The organism is Streptomyces wedmorensis, assembly GCF_000716445.1.
In the GTDB taxonomy this organism is placed as follows: domain Bacteria; phylum Actinomycetota; class Actinomycetes; order Streptomycetales; family Streptomycetaceae; genus Streptomyces; species Streptomyces wedmorensis.
Genome location: NZ_JNWK01000019.1, coordinates 1 through 23277, shown reverse-complemented (window position 1 = coordinate 23277; position 23277 = coordinate 1). Strand labels below are relative to the sequence as shown.

At 74.8% G+C, this 23277-nt stretch carries 20 protein-coding genes; 14 read left to right on the top strand and 6 right to left on the bottom strand.

What is annotated here, in order from left to right; all coding sequences use genetic code 11:
* The first annotated feature begins 58 nt into the window (after window positions 1-58).
* A complete protein-coding gene (locus OO54_RS17060) occupies window positions 59-829 on the top strand; it encodes an IclR family transcriptional regulator (RefSeq protein WP_033204057.1) in 771 nt (256 codons plus the stop codon).
* A gap of 38 nt (window positions 830-867) precedes the next feature.
* Here the strand turns inward: OO54_RS17060 and OO54_RS17055 are convergent, their stop codons facing one another.
* Entirely contained in the window at window positions 868-1365 is a 498-nt protein-coding gene (locus OO54_RS17055) for a cupin domain-containing protein (protein ID WP_026058093.1), read from the bottom strand.
* Between the two features lie 240 nt (window positions 1366-1605).
* On the opposite strand from OO54_RS17055, the gene OO54_RS17050 reads away from it, so the two are divergent.
* From OO54_RS17050 to OO54_RS17040, 3 genes are read left to right on the top strand one after another with little or no spacing between them, the layout of a single operon-like run.
* Window positions 1606-2601 carry a hypothetical protein gene (locus OO54_RS17050; protein WP_033204056.1) on the top strand — a complete coding sequence of 332 codons (996 nt, stop codon included), beginning with the start codon at window positions 1606-1608 and terminating at the stop codon, window positions 2599-2601.
* On the top strand, window positions 2598-3836 hold the full coding sequence (locus tag OO54_RS17045; RefSeq protein WP_033204055.1) for a sensor histidine kinase: 1239 nt from the start codon (window positions 2598-2600) through the stop codon (window positions 3834-3836). Before OO54_RS17050 ends, OO54_RS17045 begins: the two co-directional genes overlap by 4 nt.
* An 8-nt stretch (window positions 3837-3844) precedes the next feature.
* Window positions 3845-4492 carry a response regulator transcription factor gene (locus OO54_RS17040; protein ID WP_078905235.1) on the top strand — a complete coding sequence of 216 codons (648 nt, stop codon included), beginning with the start codon at window positions 3845-3847 and terminating at the stop codon, window positions 4490-4492.
* Window positions 4493-4541: 49 nt separating this feature from the next.
* On the opposite strand, the gene OO54_RS17035 is transcribed toward OO54_RS17040, so the two are convergent.
* Window positions 4542-5624, bottom strand: a complete 1083-nt coding sequence (locus tag OO54_RS17035) for a hypothetical protein (protein ID WP_234439604.1) — start codon at window positions 5622-5624, stop codon at window positions 4542-4544.
* Window positions 5625-5807: 183 nt separating this feature from the next.
* Here OO54_RS17035 and OO54_RS17030 point away from each other — a divergent pair, with 183 nt between their 5' ends.
* Window positions 5808-7256, top strand: coding sequence for a peptidoglycan D,D-transpeptidase FtsI family protein (locus OO54_RS17030; protein ID WP_033204051.1), 1449 nt, complete (start codon window positions 5808-5810; stop codon window positions 7254-7256).
* Between the two features lie 156 nt (window positions 7257-7412).
* Window positions 7413-7796 carry a hypothetical protein gene (locus OO54_RS17025; RefSeq protein ID WP_200146781.1) on the top strand — a complete coding sequence of 128 codons (384 nt, stop codon included), beginning with the start codon at window positions 7413-7415 and terminating at the stop codon, window positions 7794-7796.
* Between the two features lie 25 nt (window positions 7797-7821).
* Here the strand turns inward: OO54_RS17025 and OO54_RS17020 are convergent, their stop codons facing one another.
* A complete protein-coding gene (locus OO54_RS17020) occupies window positions 7822-9231 on the bottom strand; it encodes an NCS2 family permease (protein ID WP_033204047.1) in 1410 nt (469 codons plus the stop codon).
* A gap of 176 nt (window positions 9232-9407) precedes the next feature.
* Here OO54_RS17020 and OO54_RS17015 point away from each other — a divergent pair, with 176 nt between their 5' ends.
* The 5 genes from OO54_RS17015 to OO54_RS16995 all read left to right on the top strand — a co-directional run bounded on the left by OO54_RS17015 (window position 9408) and on the right by OO54_RS16995 (window position 17770).
* Window positions 9408-10631 carry an MFS transporter gene (locus OO54_RS17015; protein ID WP_051786999.1) on the top strand — a complete coding sequence of 408 codons (1224 nt, stop codon included), beginning with the start codon at window positions 9408-9410 and terminating at the stop codon, window positions 10629-10631.
* The gene (locus OO54_RS17010; RefSeq protein WP_033204045.1) at window positions 10628-12694 is read left to right on the top strand and encodes a SpoIIE family protein phosphatase; all 2067 of its coding nucleotides are present in this window, start codon (window positions 10628-10630) and stop codon (window positions 12692-12694) included. The genes OO54_RS17015 and OO54_RS17010 overlap by 4 nt, the downstream gene beginning before the upstream one ends.
* Window positions 12691-15507 (top strand): SpoIIE family protein phosphatase, encoded by a 2817-nt coding sequence (locus OO54_RS17005; RefSeq protein WP_033204043.1) that lies wholly within the window; start codon window positions 12691-12693, stop codon window positions 15505-15507. The genes OO54_RS17010 and OO54_RS17005 overlap by 4 nt, the downstream gene beginning before the upstream one ends.
* A gap of 88 nt (window positions 15508-15595) precedes the next feature.
* Entirely contained in the window at window positions 15596-16786 is a 1191-nt protein-coding gene (locus OO54_RS17000) for an amidohydrolase (RefSeq protein ID WP_033204041.1), read from the top strand.
* A 246-nt stretch (window positions 16787-17032) separates the two neighbouring features.
* Window positions 17033-17770 (top strand): GntR family transcriptional regulator, encoded by a 738-nt coding sequence (locus tag OO54_RS16995; protein ID WP_033204039.1) that lies wholly within the window; start codon window positions 17033-17035, stop codon window positions 17768-17770.
* Between the two features lie 4 nt (window positions 17771-17774).
* Here OO54_RS16995 and OO54_RS16990 read toward each other — a convergent pair whose 3' ends face one another.
* Together OO54_RS16990 and OO54_RS16985 are read right to left on the bottom strand one after the other, a co-directional pair.
* The gene (locus OO54_RS16990) at window positions 17775-18908 is read right to left on the bottom strand and encodes a hypothetical protein (protein WP_033204037.1); all 1134 of its coding nucleotides are present in this window, start codon (window positions 18906-18908) and stop codon (window positions 17775-17777) included.
* Window positions 18905-19837: a 5-dehydro-4-deoxyglucarate dehydratase gene (locus tag OO54_RS16985; RefSeq protein WP_017238601.1), complete on the bottom strand. Its 933-nt coding sequence runs from the start codon at window positions 19835-19837 to the stop codon at window positions 18905-18907. Before OO54_RS16985 ends, OO54_RS16990 begins: the two co-directional genes overlap by 4 nt.
* A 248-nt stretch (window positions 19838-20085) precedes the next feature.
* Here OO54_RS16985 and OO54_RS16980 point away from each other — a divergent pair, with 248 nt between their 5' ends.
* Window positions 20086-20895, top strand: coding sequence for an NAD-dependent epimerase/dehydratase family protein (locus OO54_RS16980; RefSeq protein WP_033204035.1), 810 nt, complete (start codon window positions 20086-20088; stop codon window positions 20893-20895).
* A gap of 441 nt (window positions 20896-21336) precedes the next feature.
* Here the strand turns inward: OO54_RS16980 and OO54_RS16975 are convergent, their stop codons facing one another.
* Window positions 21337-22341 carry an AraC family transcriptional regulator gene (locus tag OO54_RS16975; protein WP_234439603.1) on the bottom strand — a complete coding sequence of 335 codons (1005 nt, stop codon included), beginning with the start codon at window positions 22339-22341 and terminating at the stop codon, window positions 21337-21339.
* A gap of 55 nt (window positions 22342-22396) precedes the next feature.
* Between OO54_RS16975 and OO54_RS16970 the strand changes: the two genes are divergently transcribed.
* Window positions 22397-22627, top strand: a complete 231-nt coding sequence (locus OO54_RS16970; RefSeq protein WP_033204150.1) for a hypothetical protein — start codon at window positions 22397-22399, stop codon at window positions 22625-22627.
* A 64-nt stretch (window positions 22628-22691) separates the two neighbouring features.
* A partial coding sequence (locus OO54_RS16965) for a TerD family protein (RefSeq protein ID WP_209440897.1) occupies window positions 22692-23277 on the top strand: 586 nt, incomplete at its 3' end.

The window sequence follows — 23277 nt, the reverse complement described above, 5'->3', positions numbered from 1 at the left end:
CGGGGCGTCCGGTGGGCGACGGGGTGGGCGACCGGACAACGGAAAAGGGGCGAGGGTCATGGCGACTGCCGACGCGGGTGGGGCACAGGTGAAGTCCGCGGTGCGGACCGTGGAACTGCTCGAGTACTTCGCCGGGCGCCCCGGCATGCACTCGCTCGCCGCCGTCCAGGAGGCCGTCGGCTACCCCAAGTCCAGCCTGTACATGCTGCTGCGCACCCTGGTCGAGCTGGGCTGGGTGGAGACGGACTCCACCGGCACCCGGTACGGCATCGGGGTGCGGGCGCTGCTCGTCGGCACCTCGTACATCGACGGCGACGAGGTGGTGGCCGCCTCCCGGCCCACCCTGGACCGGCTGTCCGACGACACCACCGAGACCATCCACCTGGCGCGCCTCGACGGCACCAACGTGGTCTACCTGGCGACCCGCCAGTCCCAGCACTACCTGCGGCCGTTCACCCGGGTCGGGCGTCGGCTGCCCGCGCACTCGACCTCGCTGGGCAAGGCGCTGCTCGCCACCCACAGCGACGAGCAGGTGCGCAAGCTGCTCCCGGAGACCCTGCCGGCGCTGACCGAGCACACGATCACCGACCGCGAGCAGCTCATCGAGGAGCTGGGCGTCATCCGCGAGCAGGGCTACGCGGTGGACCGCGAGGAGAACACCCTCGGCCTCCGCTGCTTCGGCGTCGCCATCCCGTACCGGACCCCGGCCCGGGACGCGATCAGCTGCTCGGTGCCGGTGGCGCGGCTCACCCCGGCCCACGAGCAGATGATCAAGGACGCGCTGTTCGACGCGCGCGACCGGCTGACGCTCGCGACGCGCCGACTCTGACGCAAGCGGCCCGCCGCCCGATCGCGCCGACCGCGTGGTCAGGCGCGGTCGGCGAGGGCCTGCTGCCAGACCGGGCTGTCGACGTAGTGGTTGTCGTACTGCTCCGAGGACGCCTTGATCTCCTCGAAGCTCGCCTCGCCGCGCATGACCCGGCCGAGGAGGCGGAGGTAGTCGAAGCGGGCCATGCCGGGCGTGAACGTGAAGAGCACGTCGGCCTCGGCGCCGGGCGCCGCCGCGAAGGCGTGCGGGGTGTGCGGCGGGACGAGGAGGAAGTCGCCCTGTTCCAGGACGGTCAGCTCCTCGCCGACCAGGACCTGGAGCGAGCCGCCGAGCACGAAGAACATCTCCGAGGCCTTGGTGTGGAAGTGCGCCGGGGCCCCGACCGCGCCCTTCGCGAACGAGGAGCGGTAGCTGGTGAGCTGTCCGCCGGTGGTGTCGGAGTCGGCGAGGAGGGTCATCACGCTGCTCGGGTCGGCGGCGGTCTCGGCGGTGGCGGCGCGGGTCAGGAGCGGGGCGAAGGTCTCGATCTCGTTCATGATCACTACTCTAGGGCGCCATTGACCCTTCGACAGGGGGCAATCGATCTTCGAATTGATGGGTCAATTCCTCGTGGCGCCCGCCCCCGGGCGGGGCGCGACTGCGAGCGAGGGGTCGTGGGCAGGGCGTCGGCAGCGGTCGGGGGCCGCGGAAGGAGGAGCCCCTCTCCCCCGGGCGGGGGAGGCGGTTCCCCTGTGGGAAGGAGGTAGGAGGGCCGGTCCGGGCGGGAGTCTGGAGCCATGACACAGACCGCGCACCTCCCCGCCCCGGCGCCCGGCGCCGACCACCGGCCCGGCACCCTCCGCCGCGTGCTGCGCGTCCTCGCGATCCTCGCCTGCCTCCCGTACATCACGCTCAAGGTCGCCTGGGTGGCCGGCAGCGAGATCGGCATCCCCGCCGGGAGCGCGCTCCTGGAACACCGGCAGATGATGGCGATCGCCAACTCGGTCTCCGTGGTCGCCGACGTCCTCGTCGTCGTCCTCGCCCTGCTGCTCACCCAGGACTGGGGCCGGCGCTTCCCCGCCTGGCTGCTCTCCCTCCCCATGTGGGCGGCGACCGGACTCCTCGCCCCGATCATGACCGGCTACCCGGTGCAACTCGCGGTCGCCCTCGTCTCCGGCGCCGAGAAGGCCGCCGCGCCGAGCGAACCCTTCCTGGACGACTGGGTCTTCGCCGTCGTCTACGGCGGCTTCACACTCCAGGGCCTCGCCCTGGGCACCCTCTTCGCCTTGTACGCCCGGGACCGCTGGGGTCACATCTGGCGGGGCAGGCTCGGCGAGCTGTCCGCCCGCACGTCCGGATCCGGGGCACGGGCCCTCGCCGTCGGCGGCGCGGTGGTCGCGCTCCTGCCCGCCTCCCTCCACCTGCTGTGGGCCGCCGGCTCGACCACGGGGCTGTCCGCCCGGCGCATCGCCGAACGCGACTCCGACTTCTACGTCCTGGAGGCCCAGTGGATCGCCTTCATCGTCGTCGCCGTCGCCTCGACCCTCTTCCTCGTCCTGCGCCGGCCCGCCCGGCTCCGGGTCCGCACCACGCTGGCGCTGGCCTGGACCACCTCGGGCACCGTGGGCTGCTGGGGCGCCTACCTGTCGCTCGTCGCGCTGCTGCCGGACCCCGATCCGACCAAGCGCGTCCCCGAGCTCGTACAACTGTCCTACGCTGGCGAAATGATCACCGGGTTCCTTCTCGCCGCGTGCGTGGCGCTGTTCCTGCGGCGCCGGAGCGCCGAGGCGTGAGACCGGTCGCGGCCCTGTTCGGGCAGCGGGCCAGACTCCGCTGGCTCCATCTGATCCTGGGCGGCGCGCTGTTCATGCCCTTCTGGATGGTCGGCTCGCTGGTGGTGGCGCCCCTGCTCGACGGCGGCGGCATCTTCACCGGCAGCCTGGGCGTCCAGTCAGGGGCGTACGCGGCGGGGCTGCCGCTCGCCGCCGTCACCGCGCTGTTCCCGCTGGCCCGGCCGATGTCGGTGGCGGCGGCGCGGACGCTGTGCGGGGTGCCGGCGGACCGGTTCGCGGACGGCCCGGCGCGCGGACGGACGGCGAAGGCCAGGACGGCCGGCTGGTTCAGCCTGCACCTGGGATGCGGGGCGCTGGTCAGCGGGGCGACCCTGGCCCTGCCGCCGTTCGCGGTCTCGGTGATGGCGCTGCCGTTCTCACCCGCGCTCCGGGAGTCCGAGCTCGGCCGGCTGTGGGGGCTCGACCGGCCCGGGTGGATCTGGGCGGGCCTTCCGGCCGGACTGCTCATGCTGCTCGCCCTGGCCGCCGTGGCGGCGGCCGCCGGTGCGCTGCTCGCCCGGCAGGCGCCCCGGCTCCTCGGGCCGAGCCCGGCCGACCGGCTCGCGGCGGCGGAGCGCCGGGCGGCGGAGGCGGAGTCCCGCAACCGCCTCGCCCGGGAGCTGCACGACTCGGTCGGTCACGCGCTGAGCGCGGTCACCCTCCAGGCGGGCGCGGCCCGCCGGGTCCTGGACGGCGACGGGGCCGACCTGGGGTTCGTCCGGGAGGCGCTGACCGCCATCGAGGAGACCACCCGGCGCACGGTCGGGGAGCTGGACTGGGTCCTGGGGCTCCTGCGGGACGAAGGGCAGGCGGCCGCGGCGGGCCCGGGCCCCGGGCTCGACGCCCTGGAGGCCCTGGTGCGGGGCGCGGGGCCGCGGGTGGCGCTGACCGTGGCGGGGGACCTGGACCCCGTATCCGAGGCGCTGTCCCGCGAGGCGTACCGGATCGTCCAGGAAGGGCTGACGAACGCGGCCCGGCACGCGGGCGGCGAGCCCGTCGCCGTACGACTCGACGCACGCACCGAGGAGTTGGAGATCACCATGGAGAACCCCCTGCCCGAACGGCCGCCGGTCGCCCGCCCGCACGGCGGGCGTGGCCTGCGCGGGGTCGGCGAGCGGGCCCGGCTGCTCGGCGGCACCGTCGAGGCGGGCCCGGTGGACGGCGTCTGGCGCCTCGCGGTCAGGATTCCCCGGTGAGCGCCCCGATCAGGGTCGTGCTCGCCGACGACGAGCGGATGGTCAGGACCGCCCTGCGGGTCATCCTCGACGCCGAGCCCGACCTGGCGGTCGTCGGCGAGGCGGCCACCGGCGCCGAGGCGGTCTCGGTGGTGCGCGCCGAGCGGCCCGACGTGGTGCTGATGGACGTCCGCATGCCGGAGATCGACGGCATCCGGGCCACCGAGCAGATCCTCGCCGGGATGGCGGACGCGCCCCGGATCGTCGTCGTCACGACCTTCGAGAACGACTCGTACGTGTACGACGCGCTGCGCGTCGGCGCCGCCGGGTTCCTGCTGAAGCGGGCCGCCGCGGAGGAGCTGGTGAGCGCCGTGCGCCTGGTCGCGCGCAGCGACTCGCTCCTCTATCCGGCCGCCGTGCGGTGCCTCGCCGCCGAACACGCCCGCCACCGGCCGCCGGCCGCGCCGGCCTGGGCCGCCCGCCTGACCGACCGCGAGGCCGAGGTCCTCCGGCTCGTCGCGACCGGTCTCACCAACGCCGAGATAGCCGACCGCATCGGTGTCGGCCCGGCCACCGTGAAGACCCACGTGGCGGCGGTCCTCGCCAAGCTCGGCGCCCGCGACCGCACGCAGGCGGTGATCCTGGCGTACGAGTCGGGGTTCGTCCGCACGGGGTGACGCGAGCGGTCACCTTTCCACCCGGCCCGGGCGCCGTCGCCCCACCGGGTCAGGAGCGTGTGGCGGTGCCGCAGCCGGCCTCGGCGTCGGCCAGTGGCGCCGTGCGGTCGTAGGGATCGACCGTGCGGCCGCTCGTGCCGGCGCCGGATCCTCCGCCGCCGAACTCGGGCCGGAAGTAGCCGGTGGGGTCGTCGCACCCGCCGTTGGTGGTGTCGGCCCGGTGCGAGAGGACGGTGAGGGTTCCCTTCTCCGTCTTCACCTTCGCCGGGTCGTCCCAGCTCACCACGGTCTCCCGCCGCACGATCACGCGCACGACCTCGTCGCCGCCGCCCGCCGGGGCGACCGGGTAGACGTAGGTGACGTCGGCGGTCACCTCCAGGGCCCCGCGCTCGCCCTCCCGGTAGGTGAGGTGCCCCCGGGTCCTGACGACGTCCCCGACGACACGGGCCTGTGCCGGGTCGAAGCGGCTGAAGAGCGACAGCGGGTCGTGGTCCGCGTCGGGTGCGCGCAGCGCGGTCGACACGAAGGCCTTCATGTCCGGCTGGTGCGGGTTGATGAGGGCGATCGCCTTCTCGGGGCGTCCGCCCCGCAGCACCGCCGGATCCAGGCTGCCGGCGGCGAGGAAGTCGCGGGTTCGCGCGAGCGCCCGCGCGACCTCCGTCTTCGTCATCCATCCGGTCGCCTCGGCGGCGGGCACGGTGATGCCGGCCGTGCCGTCCGCCCAGCGCACCGCGGGCGAGCCCTTGAATGGTTCGGCGAGGGTGGCCCGCCCGCCCGGCTCCGGGGGCGGTGCCTGCTCCGGCCGCGCCGTCTCCTGCGCCAGGGGCCGCGCCGGGCCGTCGTCGCCCGACCATCCGACGAACCCTCCCGGGTCCACGGCCACGACGAGCAGGGCCAGCGAGGCCACGAGCCCCGCCACGTACCAGCCCTTCCTCCGCCGGGGGCGTACGGGAGTGTGCGCGCGCCAGGCCGGTGGTTCCGCGGGCCTGGCCCGCAGCCGGGCCGCCGCCTCGCGGGCCCGCGCCGACGGCTCCTCCGGGGCTTCCGCCGTACCGTCGGCCGAGGTCCGCAGGAACTCCTCCCACACCTCGTCCGGCACGCCGGGACCGCCGCTGCCCGTACCCGTACTCACAACCGACTCCCCCGCCCGACGCGTCTCCGGCCCCTCCCCCGGGGCCCCAGCATGATCACATACGCGGGTCGGGGCGTCGTGACCGGCAGGGGGGACACGGGGCCGCCCGGGACATGAAGGTTCGCTGAGAAACGGGACACAGCCGGAACGTCCGCCGCCGGCCCGTTCGTCCCCATAGGTGCGATGAACAAGACGATCAGGCACACGTCGGTCTTCGTCCTCATCCTGGTGCTCGCCCTGCTGGGCCGGGCCACCTGGGTGCAGGCGTACGAAGGCAAGGCGCTCGCGGACGACTCGAAGAACCGGCGGAAGACGATCGCGCAGTACGCGCAGCCGCTGGGCGACATCGTCGTGACCGGTTCGCCGGTCACCGGCTCGAGGAAGACGAAGGGAGGGGACCTCGCCTACCAGCGCACGTACACGGACGGCGAGCTGTACGCGGCGGTCACCGGCTACAGCTCGCAGGCCTACGGCGCCACGCAGCTGGAGGGCATCTACTCCGACGTCCTGGACGGCACCGACGACCGGCTGAAGAGCCCGCTGGACGCCGTCACGCGCAAGCAGCAGGCGCCGGGCACGGTCGTCACCACGATCGACCCGGACGTCCAGAAGGCCGCCTACCGGGCGCTCGGGAGCAAGAAGGGCGCGGCCGTCGCGATCGACCCGGCGACCGGCCGGCTCCTCGCCATGGTGTCCACCCCGTCCTACGACCCGTCGAAGATCGCCGGGGCGACGGACGGCGACGCCTGGAAGGCGCTGACCACCGACGAGGACAAGCCGATGGTCAACCGGGCGCTGCGCCAGCCGCTGCCGCCCGGCTCGACCTTCAAGCTGGTCGTCGCGGCGGCGGCCCTGGAGGACGGCCTCTACGGCTCGGTGGACACGGCGACGGAGAGCCCCGACCCGTACACGCTGCCGGGCACCCGCAGGGTCCTGCCCAACGAGAACGCGTCCGCGCCCTGCGAGAACGCCACGATCCGCACGGCGCTGCGGTACTCCTGCAACAACGTCTTCGCGAAGATGGCCGTCGACCTGGGGCAGGACAAGGTGAAGGCGATGGCGGAGAAGTTCGGCTTCAACGACGACGCGCTCGACGTACCGGTGCGTGCCTACGCCAGCGTGTACCCCTCCGGCGTGGACAAGGCCCAGACGGCGCTGACCGGCATCGGGCAGTTCGACGTCACGGCCACCCCGCTCCAGATGGCGATGGTGTCGGCGGCGATCGCCAACGACGGCCTCCTCGCGGCCCCGCACATGGTGTCGAAGGTCGTCGACTCCGACGGCGACGCGCTGACCTCGTTCAAGGACGGGGACACCGAGCGGATCGTCTCCTCGTCGACGGCCGAGCAGCTGCGGAGCGCCATGGTGACCGTGGTCGAGCAGGGCACGGGCAGCAACGCCGCCGTGGCCGGCGCCGAGGTCGGCGGCAAGACCGGCACCGCGCAGCACGGCGAGAACAACAGCAAGACGCCGTACGCCTGGTTCACCTCCTACGCCAAGGACCCCTCCACCGGGAAGCAGGTCGCCGTCGCGGTGCTGATCGAGGACTCGGGCGCCGCCCGCTCCGAGGTCAGCGGCAACGGCCTGGCGGCGCCGGTGGCGCAGAAGATGATGGCGGCGGCGCTGAAGTGACGTGGGACGGGGGCCGATTGGCCGTCGGACCCCGTCCCGCGATATGCAGGGGCACTCCCCTCGATTCGAATGCGTACTCGGATCGCGGGGCGTGTCCCTGCTCTCGTCCCACGGAGGACCGCCGTGCGCCTGCCCCGTTCCCTTTCCGGCTGGACCATGGCGGTCTTCGGCGTGCTCGCCGCGGCGCTCGGGGTGGTGGGCCTCGTCGCCCCGGACGCCCTGCTGACCGTCATGGGCTTCGAGCCGGTGCCCGAGGGCCGCCGCGCGGACGGCGACCACACCCTGGTCTTCCTGACGGCCTCCTCCATGGCCGCCCTCAACATGGGCGTCTACTACGTGCTGGCCGCCCTCGCCGACTGGAAGCCCTTCTTCCGCTGGACCGTCCCCTTCCGCCTCCTCACCTGCGCCGTCTTCACCCTCGCGGTCGTCACCGGCCGCGCCCCCGCCGGGTTCCTCGGCGTCGGCCTGTGGGAGGGCCTGGGAGCGGTGGTGACGGGGCTCGCCCTGCGGTACGAGAAGCGGGAAGAGCGCGACCGGTGACGGGGGCCCAGGACGCGTCCCGCGGCTACTTCACGCCGAGCAGCCGCTCGACCGGGTCGATGGCGAAGTAGACGGTGAAGAGGGCGGCCGTCGCCCACAGCAGCCAGTGGACCTCGCGGGCCTTGCCGAGGACGGCCTTGATCACCACGTAGGCGAGGAAGCCGGCACCGATGCCGTTGGTGATCGAGTACGTGAAGGGCATCACGACGATGGTGAGGAAGGCCGGGATCGCGATGTCGAGGCTCGTCCAGTCGATGTGCCGGACCTGCGTCATCAGGAGGAAGCCGACGGCGACCAGGGCGGGCGCTGCCGCCTGGGCGGGGACGACCGTGGCGAGCGGGGTGAGGAAGAGGGCGAGGGCGAACAGGCCGCCGGTGACGACGGACGCGAAGCCGGTGCGGGCGCCCTCGCCGACGCCGGCCGCGGACTCGATGTACGAGGTGTTGGAGGAGGCGGAGGCGGCGCCGTCGACGAGGAGGATCCGGCCGAGGTGCGGGACCTTGCCGTCCTCGTCGAGGAGGCCGGCTTCGCTGGAGACGCCGACGACGGTGCCCATCGTGTCGAAGAAGTCGCTGAGCAGCAGGGTGAAGACGAGCAGGACGAGGGTGACCAACCCGATCTGCCCGAAGGCGCCGAAGAGGCTGAAGGAGCCGACGAGTCCGAAGTCGGGGGCGGCGACCAGGTCGTCGGGGACGGCGGGGACCGTCAGGCCCCACGCCTGCGCGGGGACGTCGGCCAGCTCGTTCACGACGACGGCGACCACGGTCGTGACCACGATGGACAGGAGGATCGCGCCCTTCACCTTGCGGGCCATGAGGGCGACGGTCAGCAGCACGCCCAGACAGAAGACGAAGACGGGCCAGCCGGAGAGGTGACCGCTCGCGCCGAGCTGGACGGGCACGGAGCCGGTCTCCCCGGGGATGCGGGTGACGAAGCCCGCGTCGACGAAGCCGATGAAGGCGATGAAGAGGCCGATGCCGACGCTGATGGCCTGCTTCAGCTGCTGCGGGATGGCGTGCATGACGGTCTCGCGCAGCCCGGTGACGACGAGGGCGCAGATCAGCAGCCCTTCCAGGACGACGAGGCCCATCGCGTCCGGCCAGCTCATCAGGGGCGCGAGCTGGAAGGCCACGACGGCGTTGAGGCCGAGCCCGGCGGCGAGGGCGAGCGGGAGGTTACCGGCGACGCCCATGATCACCGTCATCACGGCGGCCACCAGGGCGGTCGCGGTGACGAGTTGGGCCGGGTCGAGGTGGTGGCCGTACTTGTCCTGGGCGCTGCCGAGGATGATCGGGTTGAGGACCAGGATGTACGCCATCGTGAAGAACGTGGCGAAGCCGCCACGTATCTCACGGCCGAGGGTCGACCCTCGGTCACTGATGCGGAAGTACCGGTCGACGGGGGTGCTCGGGGCACTGGTTCTGAGCTCTGACATGACTCTCCTCGGGGACGGCTGGCTGGATTGTGCCCACCGGGCGGACACTTCAGGTGTCGTGCGCGTTACGGAGTCGACCGAGCACCCCTCTTAGGCCTGTCCGGCCCTGATCCGCCGGACAGGCCTAAGGCGGTTGACCGATCCGGGCGGGGCTCCTCAGACGCCAGGCTGCGGCCATGCGCTGGTATCTGACAGGTGTCGTCGTGTCCGGATTCGGTACGACGGCGATGTGGCTGGTCTCCGGGATCTGGGTGAAGTCCCTGACGGGGTCGGACAGTCTGGCGGCTCTGGCCGCGTTCGCCCTCTGGGCGCCGGTCCTCCTCGGGCCGCTGCTGGGCACGCTCGCCGACCGGGTGCGGCGCAGGCCGCTCCTGGTCGTGTCGAACGCGGCGATGGCGCTGCTGCTGCCGCTGCTCCTGTGGGTGGAGTCGGCGGACCGGGTGTGGCTGCTGTTCGCGGTGCTCGTCCTTTACGGGGCGCAGGGCACGGTGCACGAGGCGGCGGAGCAGGCCCTGGTGTCGACCGTGCTCGACGAGGAGCGGCTCGGCACGTTCAACGGGCTGCGGATGACCGCGAACGAGTCGATGAAGCTGATCGCCCCGCTGGTGGCCGCGGGGCTCTTCGCCCGGTACGGCGGTGGCCCCGTCGCCCTCCTGGACGCGGCGACCTTCGCGGTCGCGGCGGGGGTGTTCGCGCTGATGCCGGTGCGCGAGACGCGGCCCGCCCCGCCCGCGGCCCGCCACTGGTGGCGCGAGACGGCCCAGGGCGTCCGGCTGCTGCGCGCCTCGCCGGTGCTGCGGCCCCTGGTGGCGACGGGCTCGGTGACGATGCTGCTCGCCGGTGTGAACGGGGCCGCGATCTACGCCGTCGTCGACGGGGGGCTCGGCCGCCCGCCCGCGTACGCCGGTGTGCTGTACGCGGTCCAGGGCGCGGGTTCCGTCCTCGCGGGCCTGGTCACGGGCCCGCTGCTCCGCCGGATCCCGGAGCTCACGCTCGCCGGCGCCGGCCTGGCCCTGTTCTCGGTGGCGGTGGGGGTCCGCGCGTTGCCGTACGAGGCGACGGCCCTGGCGGCGAGCGCCGTGATCGGGCTCGGCCTTCCGTGGGTGCTCGTCGCCGTGGTGACGGCGGTGCAGCGCGAGGCCCCCGCGGAGGCGGTGGGGCGCGTCGCCGCGACCGCCCACACCCTCGTCCTCGCGCCCAACGCGGTGGCCCTCGCACTCGGCGCGGGCCTGGTCGCGGTGATCGACGTACGGGTCCTGCTGCCGCTGCTCGCGGTGGCCGGAGCGGCGTGGTCGGTGGGGCTCGCGGTGCGGGGCGGCGGCGCTTCGCCGCGCGGCCGGACCGGGGGACGTGGAGCATGGAGGGAGGCGTTCGGGCGCGGCGGGAGGAGGGCAGTGTGACGGCCGGTTCGTTCCCGGGGACGGCGGGGCACGTCGGTGTGCCCCTGGCCGGCAAGGGACTCCTCGACGTCCTGGGGGTCGCGGCCGTCGTGGTGGACGACCGGGGCCGGATCGTGCTGTGGAGCCCGCAGGCGGAGGACCTCTTCGGTTTCGGCGCGGACGAGGCGCTCGGCCGGTACGTGGCCCGGCTGATCGTCGGCGAGGAGCACCAGGAGGAGGCGCTGCGTCTCTTCGGCGAGGTGCTGCACGGGGGAACGACCTGGTCGGGCGTCTTCCCCGTACGGCACAAGGACGGGACCTACCGGCAGGTGGAGTTCCGCAACATGCGGCTCACCGACGACCGGGGGGATCTCTACGCGCTCGGGATCGCCGCCGACCGCTCCGCCGTGGAGCGCGTCGAGACCGAGCTGGCCCTCTCGGACCGGCTGGTCAGCCAGTCGCCGATCGGCCTCGCCCTGCTCGACACCGAGCTGCGGTACGTCCTGGTGAACCCGGCGCTCGAACGGATCAACGGCGTGCCGGCCGAACTGCACGTGGGCCGGCGGATCGGCGACATGCTGCCGATGCTGGACGCCGGCGGCCTGGAGGCGGCGCTCCGCACCGTGCTCGCCACGGGCGTGCCGCTGCTGGACCACGCCACGACGGGCCGGACCCCGGCGGATCCCGAGCACGATCACGTCTGGTCGGTGTCGCTGTCCCGGCTGGAGGCCGCCGAGGGCCGGGTCCTGGGGGTCGCGGTGTCGGTGATCGACGTGACCGAGCGGCACCGGGCGGACGCGGCGGCGGACCGGTCCCGGCGGCGGCTCGCCCTCATCGCGGACGCCTCGGCCCGGGTGGGCACCACCCTGGAGGTGGAGCAGACGGCCGACGAGCTGGCCTCGGTCGTGGTGCCGGAGCTGGCCGACATCGCCGCCGTCGACGTCCTGGACTCGGTGCTCGCGCTGCGCAGGCCCGGCGCGCCCGAGGAGGGGCCCGAGCTGTTCCGTGCCCTCGCGGTGAAGGCCGCGGGCCGGACGGAGGCGCTTCCGGCGGCGGACCCGCCCGGGGCGGTCGCGATGTACGGAGCGGACCGGCTGGTCACCCGGTGTGTGCACAGCGGTCTGCCGGTCCTGGTGGAGCACGTCGGCCCCGGTGACCTGTCCCGGATCGCCCGGAGCCCCCAGGCGGCGGAACTGCTCGCGCGGGCCGGTGTGCACTCGTACCTGGCGGTGCCGCTGATCGCTCGCGGCGAGGTGCTGGGGGCGCTCGACCTGAAGCGGGACCGGAACGCGCTGCCCTTCGACGGCGACGACGTGCTGCTCGCGACGGAGCTGGCGGCGCGGGCCGCGGTGAGCATCGACAACGCGCGCTGGTACCAGAGCGTGCGGAACTCGGCGGTGACGCTCCAGCGCAGTCTGCTGCCGGGTGCGCCGCCGGATCTCACGGGCCTGGAGATCGCGGCCCGGTACCAGCCGGCGCAGGCGTCGAGCGAGGTGGGCGGCGACTGGTACGACGTGATCCCGCTGCCCGACGACAAGACGGCTCTGGTCGTCGGGGACGTGATGGGCAGCGGGATCGACGCGGCGGCCACGATGGGCCGACTGCGCACCGCCACCTGCGCGTTCGCCGACCTGGACCTGTCGCCGGCGCAGGTGCTGCGGCACCTGGACCGGATCACGGAGGGTCTCGAGCACTACATCGCGACGTGTCTCTTCGCCGTGCACGACCCGGTCCGCGGCCGGTGCCGGATCGCGAACGCGGGTCATCTGCCGCCCGTCCGGGTCCCGGCGGACGGGCCGGCCGAGCTGGTGCGGTTGTCGACGGGGGTGCCGCTGGGGGTCGGCGGCGGCCGGTTCCACACCACGAGGGTGCCGTTCCGGCCCGGGGACCGGCTGGTGCTGTACACGGACGGACTGATCGAGACCCGTCACGAGGCGATCGACGAGCGGCTCGCGCTGCTGGTGGGTCTGCTCGACGAGGCTCGCGGGCCCCTGGAGGAGACCTGCGACCTGCTGCTGCGGTCGCTGCGGCGGCCGGGGGCGCCGGACGACGTGGCGCTGCTCATCGCGCGGAGCACCGGATGACGGCCCGTGACGGCTCCGGAGCGGGCCGGTGGAGGAACCGGGGACGGGGGCGGGCAAGGACGCACGGAGGCGGTCCGGGCGAGCGGGAGACGGGGCTGCGGAGCCTCGCCGGGCAGGTGTTCGCCCTGGAGGCGCTGATCGCGCTCCTGGTGATCGCGGCGGCGGTGTTCATCACGTTCCACCAGGCGCAGCGGGACACCGAGCGGGACGCCCGGATCCGCTCGCTCGCGGTCGCGGAGGCCTTCGCGCACGCCCCGGGCATCGACGCGGCGCTGATGTCGCCCGATCCGACGGCGGAGCTCCAGAACCGGGCGGAGGCGACCCGGCGGTCCACGGGCGTCGACTTCATCGCGGTGCTCAGCCCGGCCGGCGTGCGGTACACCGACTCGGAGCCGGAGCTGATCGGCCGGAAGGCCACCGGGGACCTCTCGCGGGCGGCCGTGGACGGCGAGTCGTTCACCGAGCTGTTCCGGGGCGCGCCGAACGACGCGGTACGGGCCGTGGTCCCGGTGGCGGACGAGCGGGGCCGGATCGTCGGCATGGTCAGCAGCGGCATCGAGGTGGAGAGCATCACGCACGCGGTGGAGGGGCGGCTGCCGCTGCTGATCGGTGCGGCGGGCGGCGCGCTCGCGCTGGCGGTGGGCGGGGCCGCGCTGGTGAGCCGGCGGCTGCGACGGCAGACGCACGGCCTCGGCCCGGCGGAGATGACCCGGATGAAGGAGCACCACGAGGCGGTGCTGCACGCGGTCAGGGAGGGCGTGCTGATCATGGGCCCGGACCGCCGGCTGCTGCTCGCCAACGACGAGGCCCGCCGGCTGCTCGGGCTCGGCGCGGACGCGGACGCGGAGCGGCGGCACGTCTCGGAGCTCGGTCTCGATCCCCGGACGGTCGAGCTGCTGGAGTCGGGGCGGTCGGCGACGGACGAGGTGCACCGGGCGGGCGACCGGCTGCTCGCGGTGAGCGTGCGGCCGACCGTCGCGGGCGGCAAGGAGTCCGGGTGCGTGATGACGATGCGGGACACCACCGAGCTGGCGGCGCTGACGGGCCGGGCCGCGGTGGCCCGCGGCCGGCTCCAGCTGCTGTACGAGGCGGGGGTGCGGATCGGGACGACCCTGGAGGTCGTACGGACGGCGGAGGAGCTGGCGGAGGTGGCGGTGCCGCGGTTCGCGGACTTCGCCACGGTGGAGCTCCTGGAGCCGGTGCTGCGCGGGGAGGAGCCGCCGGGGGCCGCGGCGGCGGCCGCCGGGCTGCGGCGCGCGGCGCTGAGCGGGCTGCGGCCCGACCAGCCGCTCCAGCCGGTCGGGGACACCGTCCGCTTCGACGTGCCCACCACGCCGATGGCGAAGGCCCTGCACGCGGGGCACGCGGTGGTGCAGGCGGAGCTGGCGTCGGCGGAGGGCTGGCGGGCGCAGGACCCGGAGGGCGCGGCGCGGGCGCTCGCGTACGGGATGCACTCGCTGCTGACGGTGCCGCTGCTGGCCCGTGGGGTGGTGCTGGGAATGGCGAACTTCTGGCGCGCGGACACCCCGGAGCCGTTCGGGGAGGAGGACCTGTCGTTCGCCGAGGAGCTGGCGGCGCGGGCGGCGGTGGCGATCGACAACGCGCGCCGGTTCACCCGGGAGCACGCGATGGCGGTGACGCTCCAGCGGAGCCTGCTGCCCCGGGTGCTGCCGGACCAGAGCGCGGTGGAGGTGGCGTACCGCTACCTCCCGGCGAAGGCGGGGGTGGGCGGCGACTGGTTCGACGTGATCCCGTTGCCGGGGGCGCGGGTGGCGCTCGTGGTGGGGGACGTGGTGGGGCACGGGCTGCACGCGGCGGCGACGATGGGGCGGCTGCGGACGGCGGTGCACAACTTCTCGACGCTCGACGTGCCGCCGGACGAGCTCCTCGGTCATCTCGACGAGTTGACGGGCCGGATCGACGACCGGGAGTCGGAGGGCCCGGACGGCGAGGGGCGGCGGCGGGACGAGGGCATCACCGGCGCGACCTGCCTGTACGCGATCTACGATCCGGCGTCGGGTCTCTGCACGGTGGCGAGCGCCGGGCATCCGGGGCCCGCGCTGGTGGCTCCGGACGGGCGGGTGGAGTTCCCCGAGCTGTCGCCGGGGCTGCCGCTGGGCCTCGGTCTCGGCGACGTGCCGTTCGAGGCCACGGAGCTGCGGTTGCCGGAGGGGAGCAAGCTGGTCCTGTTCACGGACGGGCTCCTGGAAGACCACGGGCGGGATCTGGACACGGGGATCGGGCTGCTGCGGTCGACGCTCGCCCACCCGGACCGGACGCCCGAACAGACCTGCGCGGACGTCCTGGCGACCCTTCTCTCGCCCACGCCCCGTGACGACATCGCGCTGCTCGTGGCCCGGACGCGGCTGCTCGACCGGGAGCGGATCGCCGAGTGGGAGGTGGCGCGGGACCCGTCGGCGGTCTCGCCGGTGCGGAACGCGGCGGCGGCGAAGCTGGCGGAGTGGGGGCTCGACGAGCTCGCCTTCTCGGCGGAGCTGGTCCTGAGCGAGCTGGTCACGAACGCGGTGCGGTACGGGGCGGATCCGGTGCGGGTGCGGCTGCTGCGGGACCGGACGCTGATCTGCGAGGTGTCGGACGGCAGCAGTACGTCCCCGCACCTGCGGCACGCGGCGACGACGGACGAGGGCGGGCGCGGGCTGTATCTGGTCGCCCAGTACGCGGATCGCTGGGGCACCCGGTACGCCCGGCGCGGGAAGACGATCTGGGCGGAGCTGCGGGTGGGCGGCGGTGACGCGGAGCCGGTGGCGGTGGCGGTGCCGGATCTGGACGCGCTGGAGGATCTGGGCTGGTGAGGGGCGGTGGGGCGGATCCCGCCGACGCCCGTGGTATACCAGATCGCGGTACCGTTCCCGGACCGTCCCTCGCCCCCGAGGAGCCCACGTGACCCCGCCGCCGCGCACCGCGACCCTCTTCCACGACGTACGCCCCTTCGGCGGCCCGGCCCGCGACCTGGTCGCGGTGGACGGCCTCCTGGCGGCGGAGGTGCCGGCGGACGCCCGGGTCGAGCGGGTGGACGGCGGCGGCCGGCTGGCCCTGCCGACCCTGGTCGACGCGCACATCCACCCGGACAAGACCTCCTGGGGCGAGCCCTGGCACAGCAGGCGCCCCGCGCACGGCATCGCCGAGCACGTCGCCGGGGACGTGGAACTCGCCCGCGCCCTGCCGGCCCCGGTGGGCGAGCGGGCGCTGCGGCTGATGTCCCACGCGGCGGCGCGGGGCACCCGGGCGATGCGCGCCCACGCGGACGTCGCCCCGGCGTACGGACTCGCCGGGATCGAGGGCGTCGCCGAGGCCGCCGGAAAGCTCGCCGGGGTCGTCGACGTGGAGCTCGTCGCCTTCCCGCAGCACGGCGTGGTCCGGACCCCGGGTGTGGCCGAGCTGCTGGCGGAGGCGGCGGCGAGCGGTCTCGTCACCCACATCGGCGGCATCGACCCGGCCGGTTTCGACGCGGACGGCGACCAGCTGGGCACGGTCTTCGCCCTGGCCGAGAAGCACGGGCTCGGGCTCGACATCCACCTCCACGACCGGGGCGAGCGGGGCCTCGCCCCGCTCCGGGACATCGCCGCCCGCACCCGCGCCCTGGGCCTCCGGGGCCGGGTGAGCGTGGCGCACGCCTTCGCGGTCGCCGGCCTCTCCGGACGGGAGCTCGACGAGACGGCCGACCTGCTCGCGGAGGCCGGGATCGCGCTCACCACGGTCGCCCTCTCGGCGACCACGATCCTGCCCTTCCGCCGCCTCGCCGAGCGCGGGGTGCGGATCGGGCTCGGCTCGGACGGCGTGCGGGACAGCTGGAGCCCGTTCGGCAACGCGGACATGCTGCACCGCGCCTGGCTGGCCGCCTGGGCCCTGGACGCCCGCCTCGACGAGGAACTCGAGGCCTGCTTCCGCCTCGCGGCCGACGGCGGCGCGGAGCTGCTCGGCCTGCCGAAGGCGGACCTCCGGCCCGGCTCTCCCGCCGACTTCATGCTCCTCGACGGCGAATGCCTCCCGCAGGCCGTCGTGGACCTGCCCCGCCGCGACCTCGTGGTCCGCGCCGGGCGCGTGGTGGCGCGGGACGGCCGCCTGGTGTGACCGTCCGCGCCGGCCGCGTGGTGGCTCCGGGACGGCCGCCCGGCGTGACCGTCCGCGCCGGCCCGCGCGGTGGCTCCGAGGCGGCCGGCGTGGTGGCTCCGGGACGGCCGCCCGGTGTGGCGCCGAGGCGGTGTGCCGGCCGCCGGGCGACGGCCGGCGGCCGGCGGCCCCTGGCTCCGCCGCCCTCGCCGAGCGGTCTGCGAAGATCGGGGGACCGCCCCGCGCGTCCCGACTGGAGCCCTCCCGATGACCACCTCCCGCCCCGCCGCCGGGGACGCCCACCCGTCCCTGCGCGAGCGCGTGTACGTGGAGCTGCGCGAGCGGATCATCGAGGCGGAGTACCCGGCGGGCACGCGCCTGGTGGAACGCGAGATCGCCGAGGAGCTGAGAGTCTCCCGGGTGCCGGTGCGCGAGGCGATGCAGCGGCTCGAATCGGAGGGCTTCCTCTCGGTGCAGCCGCGCAGGGGTGCCGTGGTGGCGGACTTCGGCCCGCGCGACGCCGAGCACCTCTTCGACGTACGGGAGAACCTGGAGGGCCTGGCCGCCCGCCTCGCCGCCCGGCACGCCGCCCCGGCCCAGCTCCGCGACCTGGAACGGCTGCTGGCCCGCGCCCGCGCGGCGGCGGAGGCCGGGCGCCTGCGCGACACGGTCTCCCTCAACGCCGACTTCCACCGGCGGATCGTCGAACTCTCCGGCAACCCGCTCCTGATGGACCTCATGGCCCCTCTCGACTCCCGGCTCCGCCGCCTCTTCCGGCTCACCTCCGCCCGGTCGGACGGCGAACCCATGTGCGGAGCCCACGAGCGGCTCTACGCGGCGGTCCGCGACCGCGACGAGGACGGCGCCGAAGCCCTCGCCCGCACCCACGTCGCCGACACCCGCGCCTCCGCACAGCGCCTGCTCGCCGCCCTCCGGGCCGACGAGCCCGCCCGCCGGGGAGACGCGCCGACGGTCGGGGAGGGACCGCCCGCCGGAGGGCGGTGACCCTTCAGCTCAGCTTCCGCAGCGCCGTACGGATCGCGCCCAGATCCTCGTCCGAGGCCAAGCCCGCGTGGTAGAGCCGCAGTTCGGTCGCTCCGGCATCGCGGGCCTCCTCGGCGTCCCGGACGAGGCGTCCGGGGGCGCCGCCCATGCCGGCGACGACGGAGAGGTTGGCGGCGAGGACGGTGCCCGGGCGGGCGTGGGCGGCGAAGCCGGCGATCTTCGGGGGGCGGGCGACGACGCCGTCCGTGAGCCCCAGGACGTGCGCCGGGTCGGTGCCGGCGTCGGCGCCGCAGCGGTGGGGGTCGGGGTCCGCGTGGAGCAGGATCCGGAAGCCGGGCGGGGCGGCGGCGCGTACGGCGCCGACGGCGGCCTCCTGGAACGTGCGGGCGGTGACGGCGCGCCAGGCCAGGGCCGGGGCCTCGAGGACGCCGAGGCCGCCCGCCGGCCCCGCGCCGGCCCAGACGGGCTCCAGGGCCCCGCGCACCGCGGCGGCCAGTTCGTCGGGGTCGGCGCCCCCGTCCCCGTACCCCTGTCGGCAGGCGGGGCAGAAGCAGAGCGACATGAGGTACTGGGCGCGCTCCCCCAGGGTGATCCCGCCGGTCTTGTCGTGGGCGTGCAGGTGGGCCAGGCCGTACCAGCCGCAGGACTCCAGTTCGGTGCCGGCCGCGCCGGGCCGTACGGCGGCCTCGGCGGCGAGGTCGACGAGCAGGGCGCGGACGTCGGGGCGGGCGACGCAGGGGGCCCAGGGGTACCGGTCGCCGTATGCGTTGACGACGGAGGTCTCCGGATGCTCGGCACCGAGGCGGGAGTTGTGCGCGAGGACCACCCAGCTGTGCACCTCGAGGCCGGTTCCGGCGAGCGCGTCGGCGGCCCGGCCGTACGCGTCGCCGGGTGCCCACTCCCCCGCCGGGTACGGGCGCAGCGCACGACCCGCCCAGCGGTCCGGGTCCGGCGGGTAGAGCACGGCCGCGTGCTCGGCGGTGACGATCCGGTGCGCCGGGTGGCGGGGGCTCAGCGCCCGGGTGGAGTGGTAGGCCGCGGCGAGGGTGACCTGGGCGACGCCGAGTCCGGCGAGGAGCGCGGGGGCGGCGGGGTCGCCGTCGACGTCCCACGGGTAGACGAAGGCTCCCGCCCTCATGCTCCCGCCTCCTTGAGGAGGGCCCGGCCGCGCTCGACGAGCAGGGCGAGTTCCCTGAGGTGCTCGGGGGCGGGCTCGCTCAGCGGCGGGCGCACCTCGCCGACGTCCGTCCCCGCCATCCGCACCGCCGCCTTGACGAGCGAGACGGCGTATCCCCGCCCCTGGTCGCGGAGTTCGACGAGCGGCCGGTAGAAGCCGTCGACGAGCAGGTCCACGGTGGCGTCGTCGCCGGCGGTGAGGGCCCGGTGGAAGGCGAGGGCCAGGTCGGGGGCGAAGCAGAAGACGGCGGAGGAGTAGAGGGTGACGCCGATGCCCCGGTAGGCGGCGCCGGTGAGTTCGGCGGTCGGCAGGCCGTTGAAGTAGAGCAGGTCGAGGCCTTCGGCGCGGACGGCGCTGACGATCCGCTGCATGAGGCCGAGGTCGCCGTGGCCGTCCTTGAGGCCGATGATGCCGTCGGTGCGGGCGAGGGCGACGGCGGTGGCGGGGGTGAGGATCGCGTTGTCCCGCTGGTAGACGATGACGTCGAGCGGGGTGGCGGCGGCGAGTTCGGTGTAGTGGCGGAGCAGTCCGGCCTGGTCGGCGACGACGAGGTAAGGGGGCATGGCGAGGAGCCCGTCCGCGCCCGCCTCCTCGGCGAGGCGCGCGTACCGGATCGCGAGCGCGGTGCCGTAGCCGGTGCCGGCGACGACCGGGACGCGGCCGGCGGCCTCCTCGACGGCGGCGGCCACGCAGTCCCTGAACTCCTCGGGGGTGAGGGCGTGGAACTCGCCGGTGCCGCAGCAGGCGAACACGGCCGCGGCGCCCGCGTCGACGCCGGCGCGGACGTGGGCGCGGAAGGCGTCGAGGTCGACGGAGCCGTCCGGCGCGAAGGCGGTGACGGGGAAGAAGAGCAGGCCGTCGAGCCGGCCGGCGAGCGGGGCAGTGGTCACGGGCGCTCCCAGGGAAGTCCGTCGTGCACAGCCTCTGTGCACAGTTATGACTGTCATCCATATTCTTGAACGATGCCGACACGCACGCTAGATCAGCCCCGAACAAGGGTCAAGGCGCATGCCCGTGTATGCCCCGCGCATGCCCCGCGCATGACCGGCCCTTGACGCTCCGTCGGGCCGCTCCCTAGCGTGTCCATGGTTGTGAACGACACTCAGCCGCATGGCACTCGACGGAGGAGACCCGCTCCATGTCCGTACCCCGCACCGTCCTGCTCACCGGCGCCGCCGGGGGCGTCGGCACGCTGATGCGGGAGCTGCTGCCCCCGTACGGCTACGAGCTCCGCCTGCTGGACGTCGCCCCCGTACCCGGGGAGCCGGACGCGATCGTCGCCGACCTCGCGGACCGCACGGCGCTGCGCGAGGCGGTCCGGGGCGTCGACGCGGTCGTGCACCTGGCCGGCATCTCCCTGGAGGCCGACTTCGACAGGATCATGGCCGCCAACATCGCCGGCACCCACCACCTCTACGAGGCCGCCCGTGAGGAGGGCGTGCGCCGCGTGGTCTTCGCCTCCAGCAACCACGCCGTCGGCTTCACCCGGCGCCCGCGCGAGGGCGAGCCCCTCGTCCCGGTCGACACCCCGCACCGGCCCGACACCTTCTACGGCCTCTCCAAGTGCTTCGGCGAGGACCTGGCCCAGCTCTACTGGGACCTGCACGGCATCGAGACCGTCTCCGTCCGCATCGGCTCCTGCTTCCCGGAGCCCACCTCCGTGCGGATGCTCTCGATGTGGCTCAGCCCGGCCGACTGCGCCCGCCTCCTGCACGCCGCGCTCACCGCCCCGGACGTGGCCCACACGGTCGTGTACGGCTCCTCCGCCAACACCCGCTCGTGGTGGGACCTCGCCTCGGCCAGGGCGCTCGGCTTCGAACCCCGGGACGACTCGGAGGCGTACGCGGAGAAGCTCGTCGCCGACAAGGGCCTCCCGCCCGAGGGCAGCGCCGACGACCTCTACCTGGGCGGCCACTTCACCGTGGACCCGCCCCGCTGGCCGCACTGAGCGGCAGGCGGCCAGGGGGGGTGTCCGCCGGGCGCGTACCCGGCGGGGGGACGGGGGTACGCAGGACCCGGCCGGACTGATACGGGGGAGCCGGCCGGGGCCCGGGTCACGGTGCGCGCTGGCAGACCGGACCCGTCCACCGTAGGTCGCGACGAAGATCATCGCGAGCCGCGGAACGCGGCCTCTGTCCGGAATGCGCGACGAGTAGACGCACAGGAGCACGACCGGCGCGCAGGGGGCGCATGCCACGCCCGGCCAGACCGACCGACTGGTCAGCGGCTCGGCGTCCCGACAGTCCGGCGGCTCAGCGGCCCGACAGCCCGGCGGCCCGGCGGCCCGACAGCCCGGCGGCCCGACAGCCCGGCGGCCCGACAGCCCGGCGGCCCGGCGGCTCAGCGGCCCGACAGCCCGGCGGCCCGGCAGGGTGCGGTCGGCGACCCGTCAGCGGGCCGCTCGCAGCGTCCGGGAGGGCGGTTCGCCGAACTTCTCCCGGTAGTGCGCCGCGAAGCGTCCCTGGTGGGCGAAGCCCCACCGCCAGGCCACCTCGCTCACGCTCACCTCGTCCGGGGCCGCCGCCCGCAGCTCCTCGCGGACCCGGTCGAGGCGGACCTCCCGCACGTACGCCATCGGCGACATCCCCACGTACTCCCGGAAGGACTCCTGGAGGCGCCGCACGCTCACCCGGGAGAGGGCCGCGAGCTCGGTGGAGGTGAAGGGGTGCTCGGGGCGCTCCCGCACCGCGTCCATCGCCCGCTTGACCGGGGCCGGGCGGCGCGGCTCCGCCGGGTGGGCGAGCGCCTCGCGCCAGGGGTGGTCCGCGGCCAGGAGCAGCCCGTTCAGGAGTGCCTCCTGAAGGGGCGCGGCCACCAGCTCGTGCCGGGCGAGCCCGTCGCCGGCGAGCGTCTCCGCGGCGACCTGCCGGGCGAAGCGCACCCAGCTCAGACCGGGGCCGCGGGTGATGTCCAGGCGGGGCGCGAAGGCGAGCGGGCCGCGCGGGGGACGGCCGATGAGCCGGCCCAGCCGGTCGTGGAGCGCGGCCGCCCCCACCTTCACGGACAGGGTCCGGCAGTCGCCGCTCCAGCGGTCGAGGTAGGTGTCACCCGCCGGGTCGAGCAGCAGCGCCTCGGCCGGCGTCGCGACGATCGTGGGGCCGCCGCCCTGGCGCATCTCCATCGTCCCGCTCAGCGGTGCGTTCAGGTGGTACGCGCCGAGCTCGCCGAAGCTCATCCGCACGTCGGCGCCGCAGCTCAGGTCGCCGATGACCAGCGGTCCGAGCGCGACGGTGTCGAAGCGCGCCGCGAACGGCCGCCGCTCCCCTTCGAGGACGTCCATCCGGTTCGCGTAGTAGCGGGCGTCGAGTTCCACCCGCGCCTCGTCCACGTCCCCCGTCCGGAACGAACTGCCACCCACCCCGCCCGCGGCACCCGCGGTCCCTACTGCGCCCATGGACCGAAAGAATATTCATATGACGGATCTGACCGGGAACGGCAGGATGCCCGGCATGCCACGACCTCATGGATTCACCTACGAACAGCGCCGGGACGGCACGGTCGTCCTCACCCACCAGGGCCGCGCCGCGGGCGTGCTGCGCGGCGGGCGCGCCGAGAAGTTCCTCGCGGAGGTGGAGGCGGGCGACGCCCAGCTGGTCATGGCCCGCTGGACGGGCTCGTACCGCTTCGGGAACGAGCGGCAGGCCAGGAACCACCCGCGCAACCAGAGTGGCCGGAAGTAACCAGGGTGGCCGAACCCGGTGCGGGTAAGGGAACGGCAAAGGGGCCCGGATCGTTAGCCCTGGCATGACCGCTATGACCCCCGGCTCGAACATCCCTCTCACCGCCGCGCGCGTGGCGGTGGACGTCGCCGCCCCGGTGCGGCTCGACGTCTCGGGCCTGCTGCTCGGCGCCAACGGCAAGGTGCGCTCGGACGACGACTTCATCTTCTACAACCAGCCGGCCGGGCCCGGCGTCGCCTACCGCTCCGGCGGCGGGACCGCGCCCGACGCCATCGTGGTGGACACCGGTGCCCTCCCCGCCGGCATCGAGCGGATCGTCGTCACGGCGAGCCCCGACGCCGCGGGCCAGACCTTCCAGGGCATCGAGCCCACCGCCACCCTGCGCAACGCGGACGACGGCAGCGTCCTGGCCACCTTCACACCGCCGCGCCTCGCCACCGAGACGGCGCTGGTCGTCGTCGAGATCTATCTGCGCAACGGCGCATGGAAGGCCCGTGCAGTGGGCCAGGGGTACGCGAACGGCCTGGCCGGCATCGCGACCGACTTCGGCGTCTCGGTGGACGAGGAACCGGCCGCCGCCCCGGCGCCCGCCGCCGTCGCGCCCCCGGCCCCGCCCGCGCCGCCCGCCGCCCCGGCGCCCGCCGCCGTCG

What these genes read in the sequence shown, in the direction of transcription:
- OO54_RS17050 (WP_033204056.1), top strand. Translation starts at nt 1,606, where the DNA reads ATGACACAGACCGCGCACCTCCCCGCCCCGGCGCCCGGCGCCGACCAC.
- OO54_RS16995 (WP_033204039.1), top strand. Translation starts at nt 17,033, where the DNA reads ATGACCACCTCCCGCCCCGCCGCCGGGGACGCCCACCCGTCCCTGCGC.
- OO54_RS16990 (WP_033204037.1), bottom strand. Translation starts at nt 18,908, where the DNA reads ATGAGGGCGGGAGCCTTCGTCTACCCGTGGGACGTCGACGGCGACCCC.
- OO54_RS16975 (WP_234439603.1), bottom strand. Translation starts at nt 22,341, where the DNA reads ATGGGCGCAGTAGGGACCGCGGGTGCCGCGGGCGGGGTGGGTGGCAGT.
- OO54_RS17060 (WP_033204057.1), top strand. Translation starts at nt 59, where the DNA reads ATGGCGACTGCCGACGCGGGTGGGGCACAGGTGAAGTCCGCGGTGCGG.
- OO54_RS16970 (WP_033204150.1), top strand. Translation starts at nt 22,397, where the DNA reads ATGCCACGACCTCATGGATTCACCTACGAACAGCGCCGGGACGGCACG.
- OO54_RS17030 (WP_033204051.1), top strand. Translation starts at nt 5,808, where the DNA reads ATGAACAAGACGATCAGGCACACGTCGGTCTTCGTCCTCATCCTGGTG.
- OO54_RS17005 (WP_033204043.1), top strand. Translation starts at nt 12,691, where the DNA reads ATGACGGCCCGTGACGGCTCCGGAGCGGGCCGGTGGAGGAACCGGGGA.
- OO54_RS17015 (WP_051786999.1), top strand. Translation starts at nt 9,408, where the DNA reads ATGCGCTGGTATCTGACAGGTGTCGTCGTGTCCGGATTCGGTACGACG.
- OO54_RS17025 (WP_200146781.1), top strand. Translation starts at nt 7,413, where the DNA reads ATGGCGGTCTTCGGCGTGCTCGCCGCGGCGCTCGGGGTGGTGGGCCTC.
- OO54_RS16980 (WP_033204035.1), top strand. Translation starts at nt 20,086, where the DNA reads ATGTCCGTACCCCGCACCGTCCTGCTCACCGGCGCCGCCGGGGGCGTC.
- OO54_RS17020 (WP_033204047.1), bottom strand. Translation starts at nt 9,231, where the DNA reads ATGTCAGAGCTCAGAACCAGTGCCCCGAGCACCCCCGTCGACCGGTAC.
- OO54_RS17055 (WP_026058093.1), bottom strand. Translation starts at nt 1,365, where the DNA reads ATGAACGAGATCGAGACCTTCGCCCCGCTCCTGACCCGCGCCGCCACC.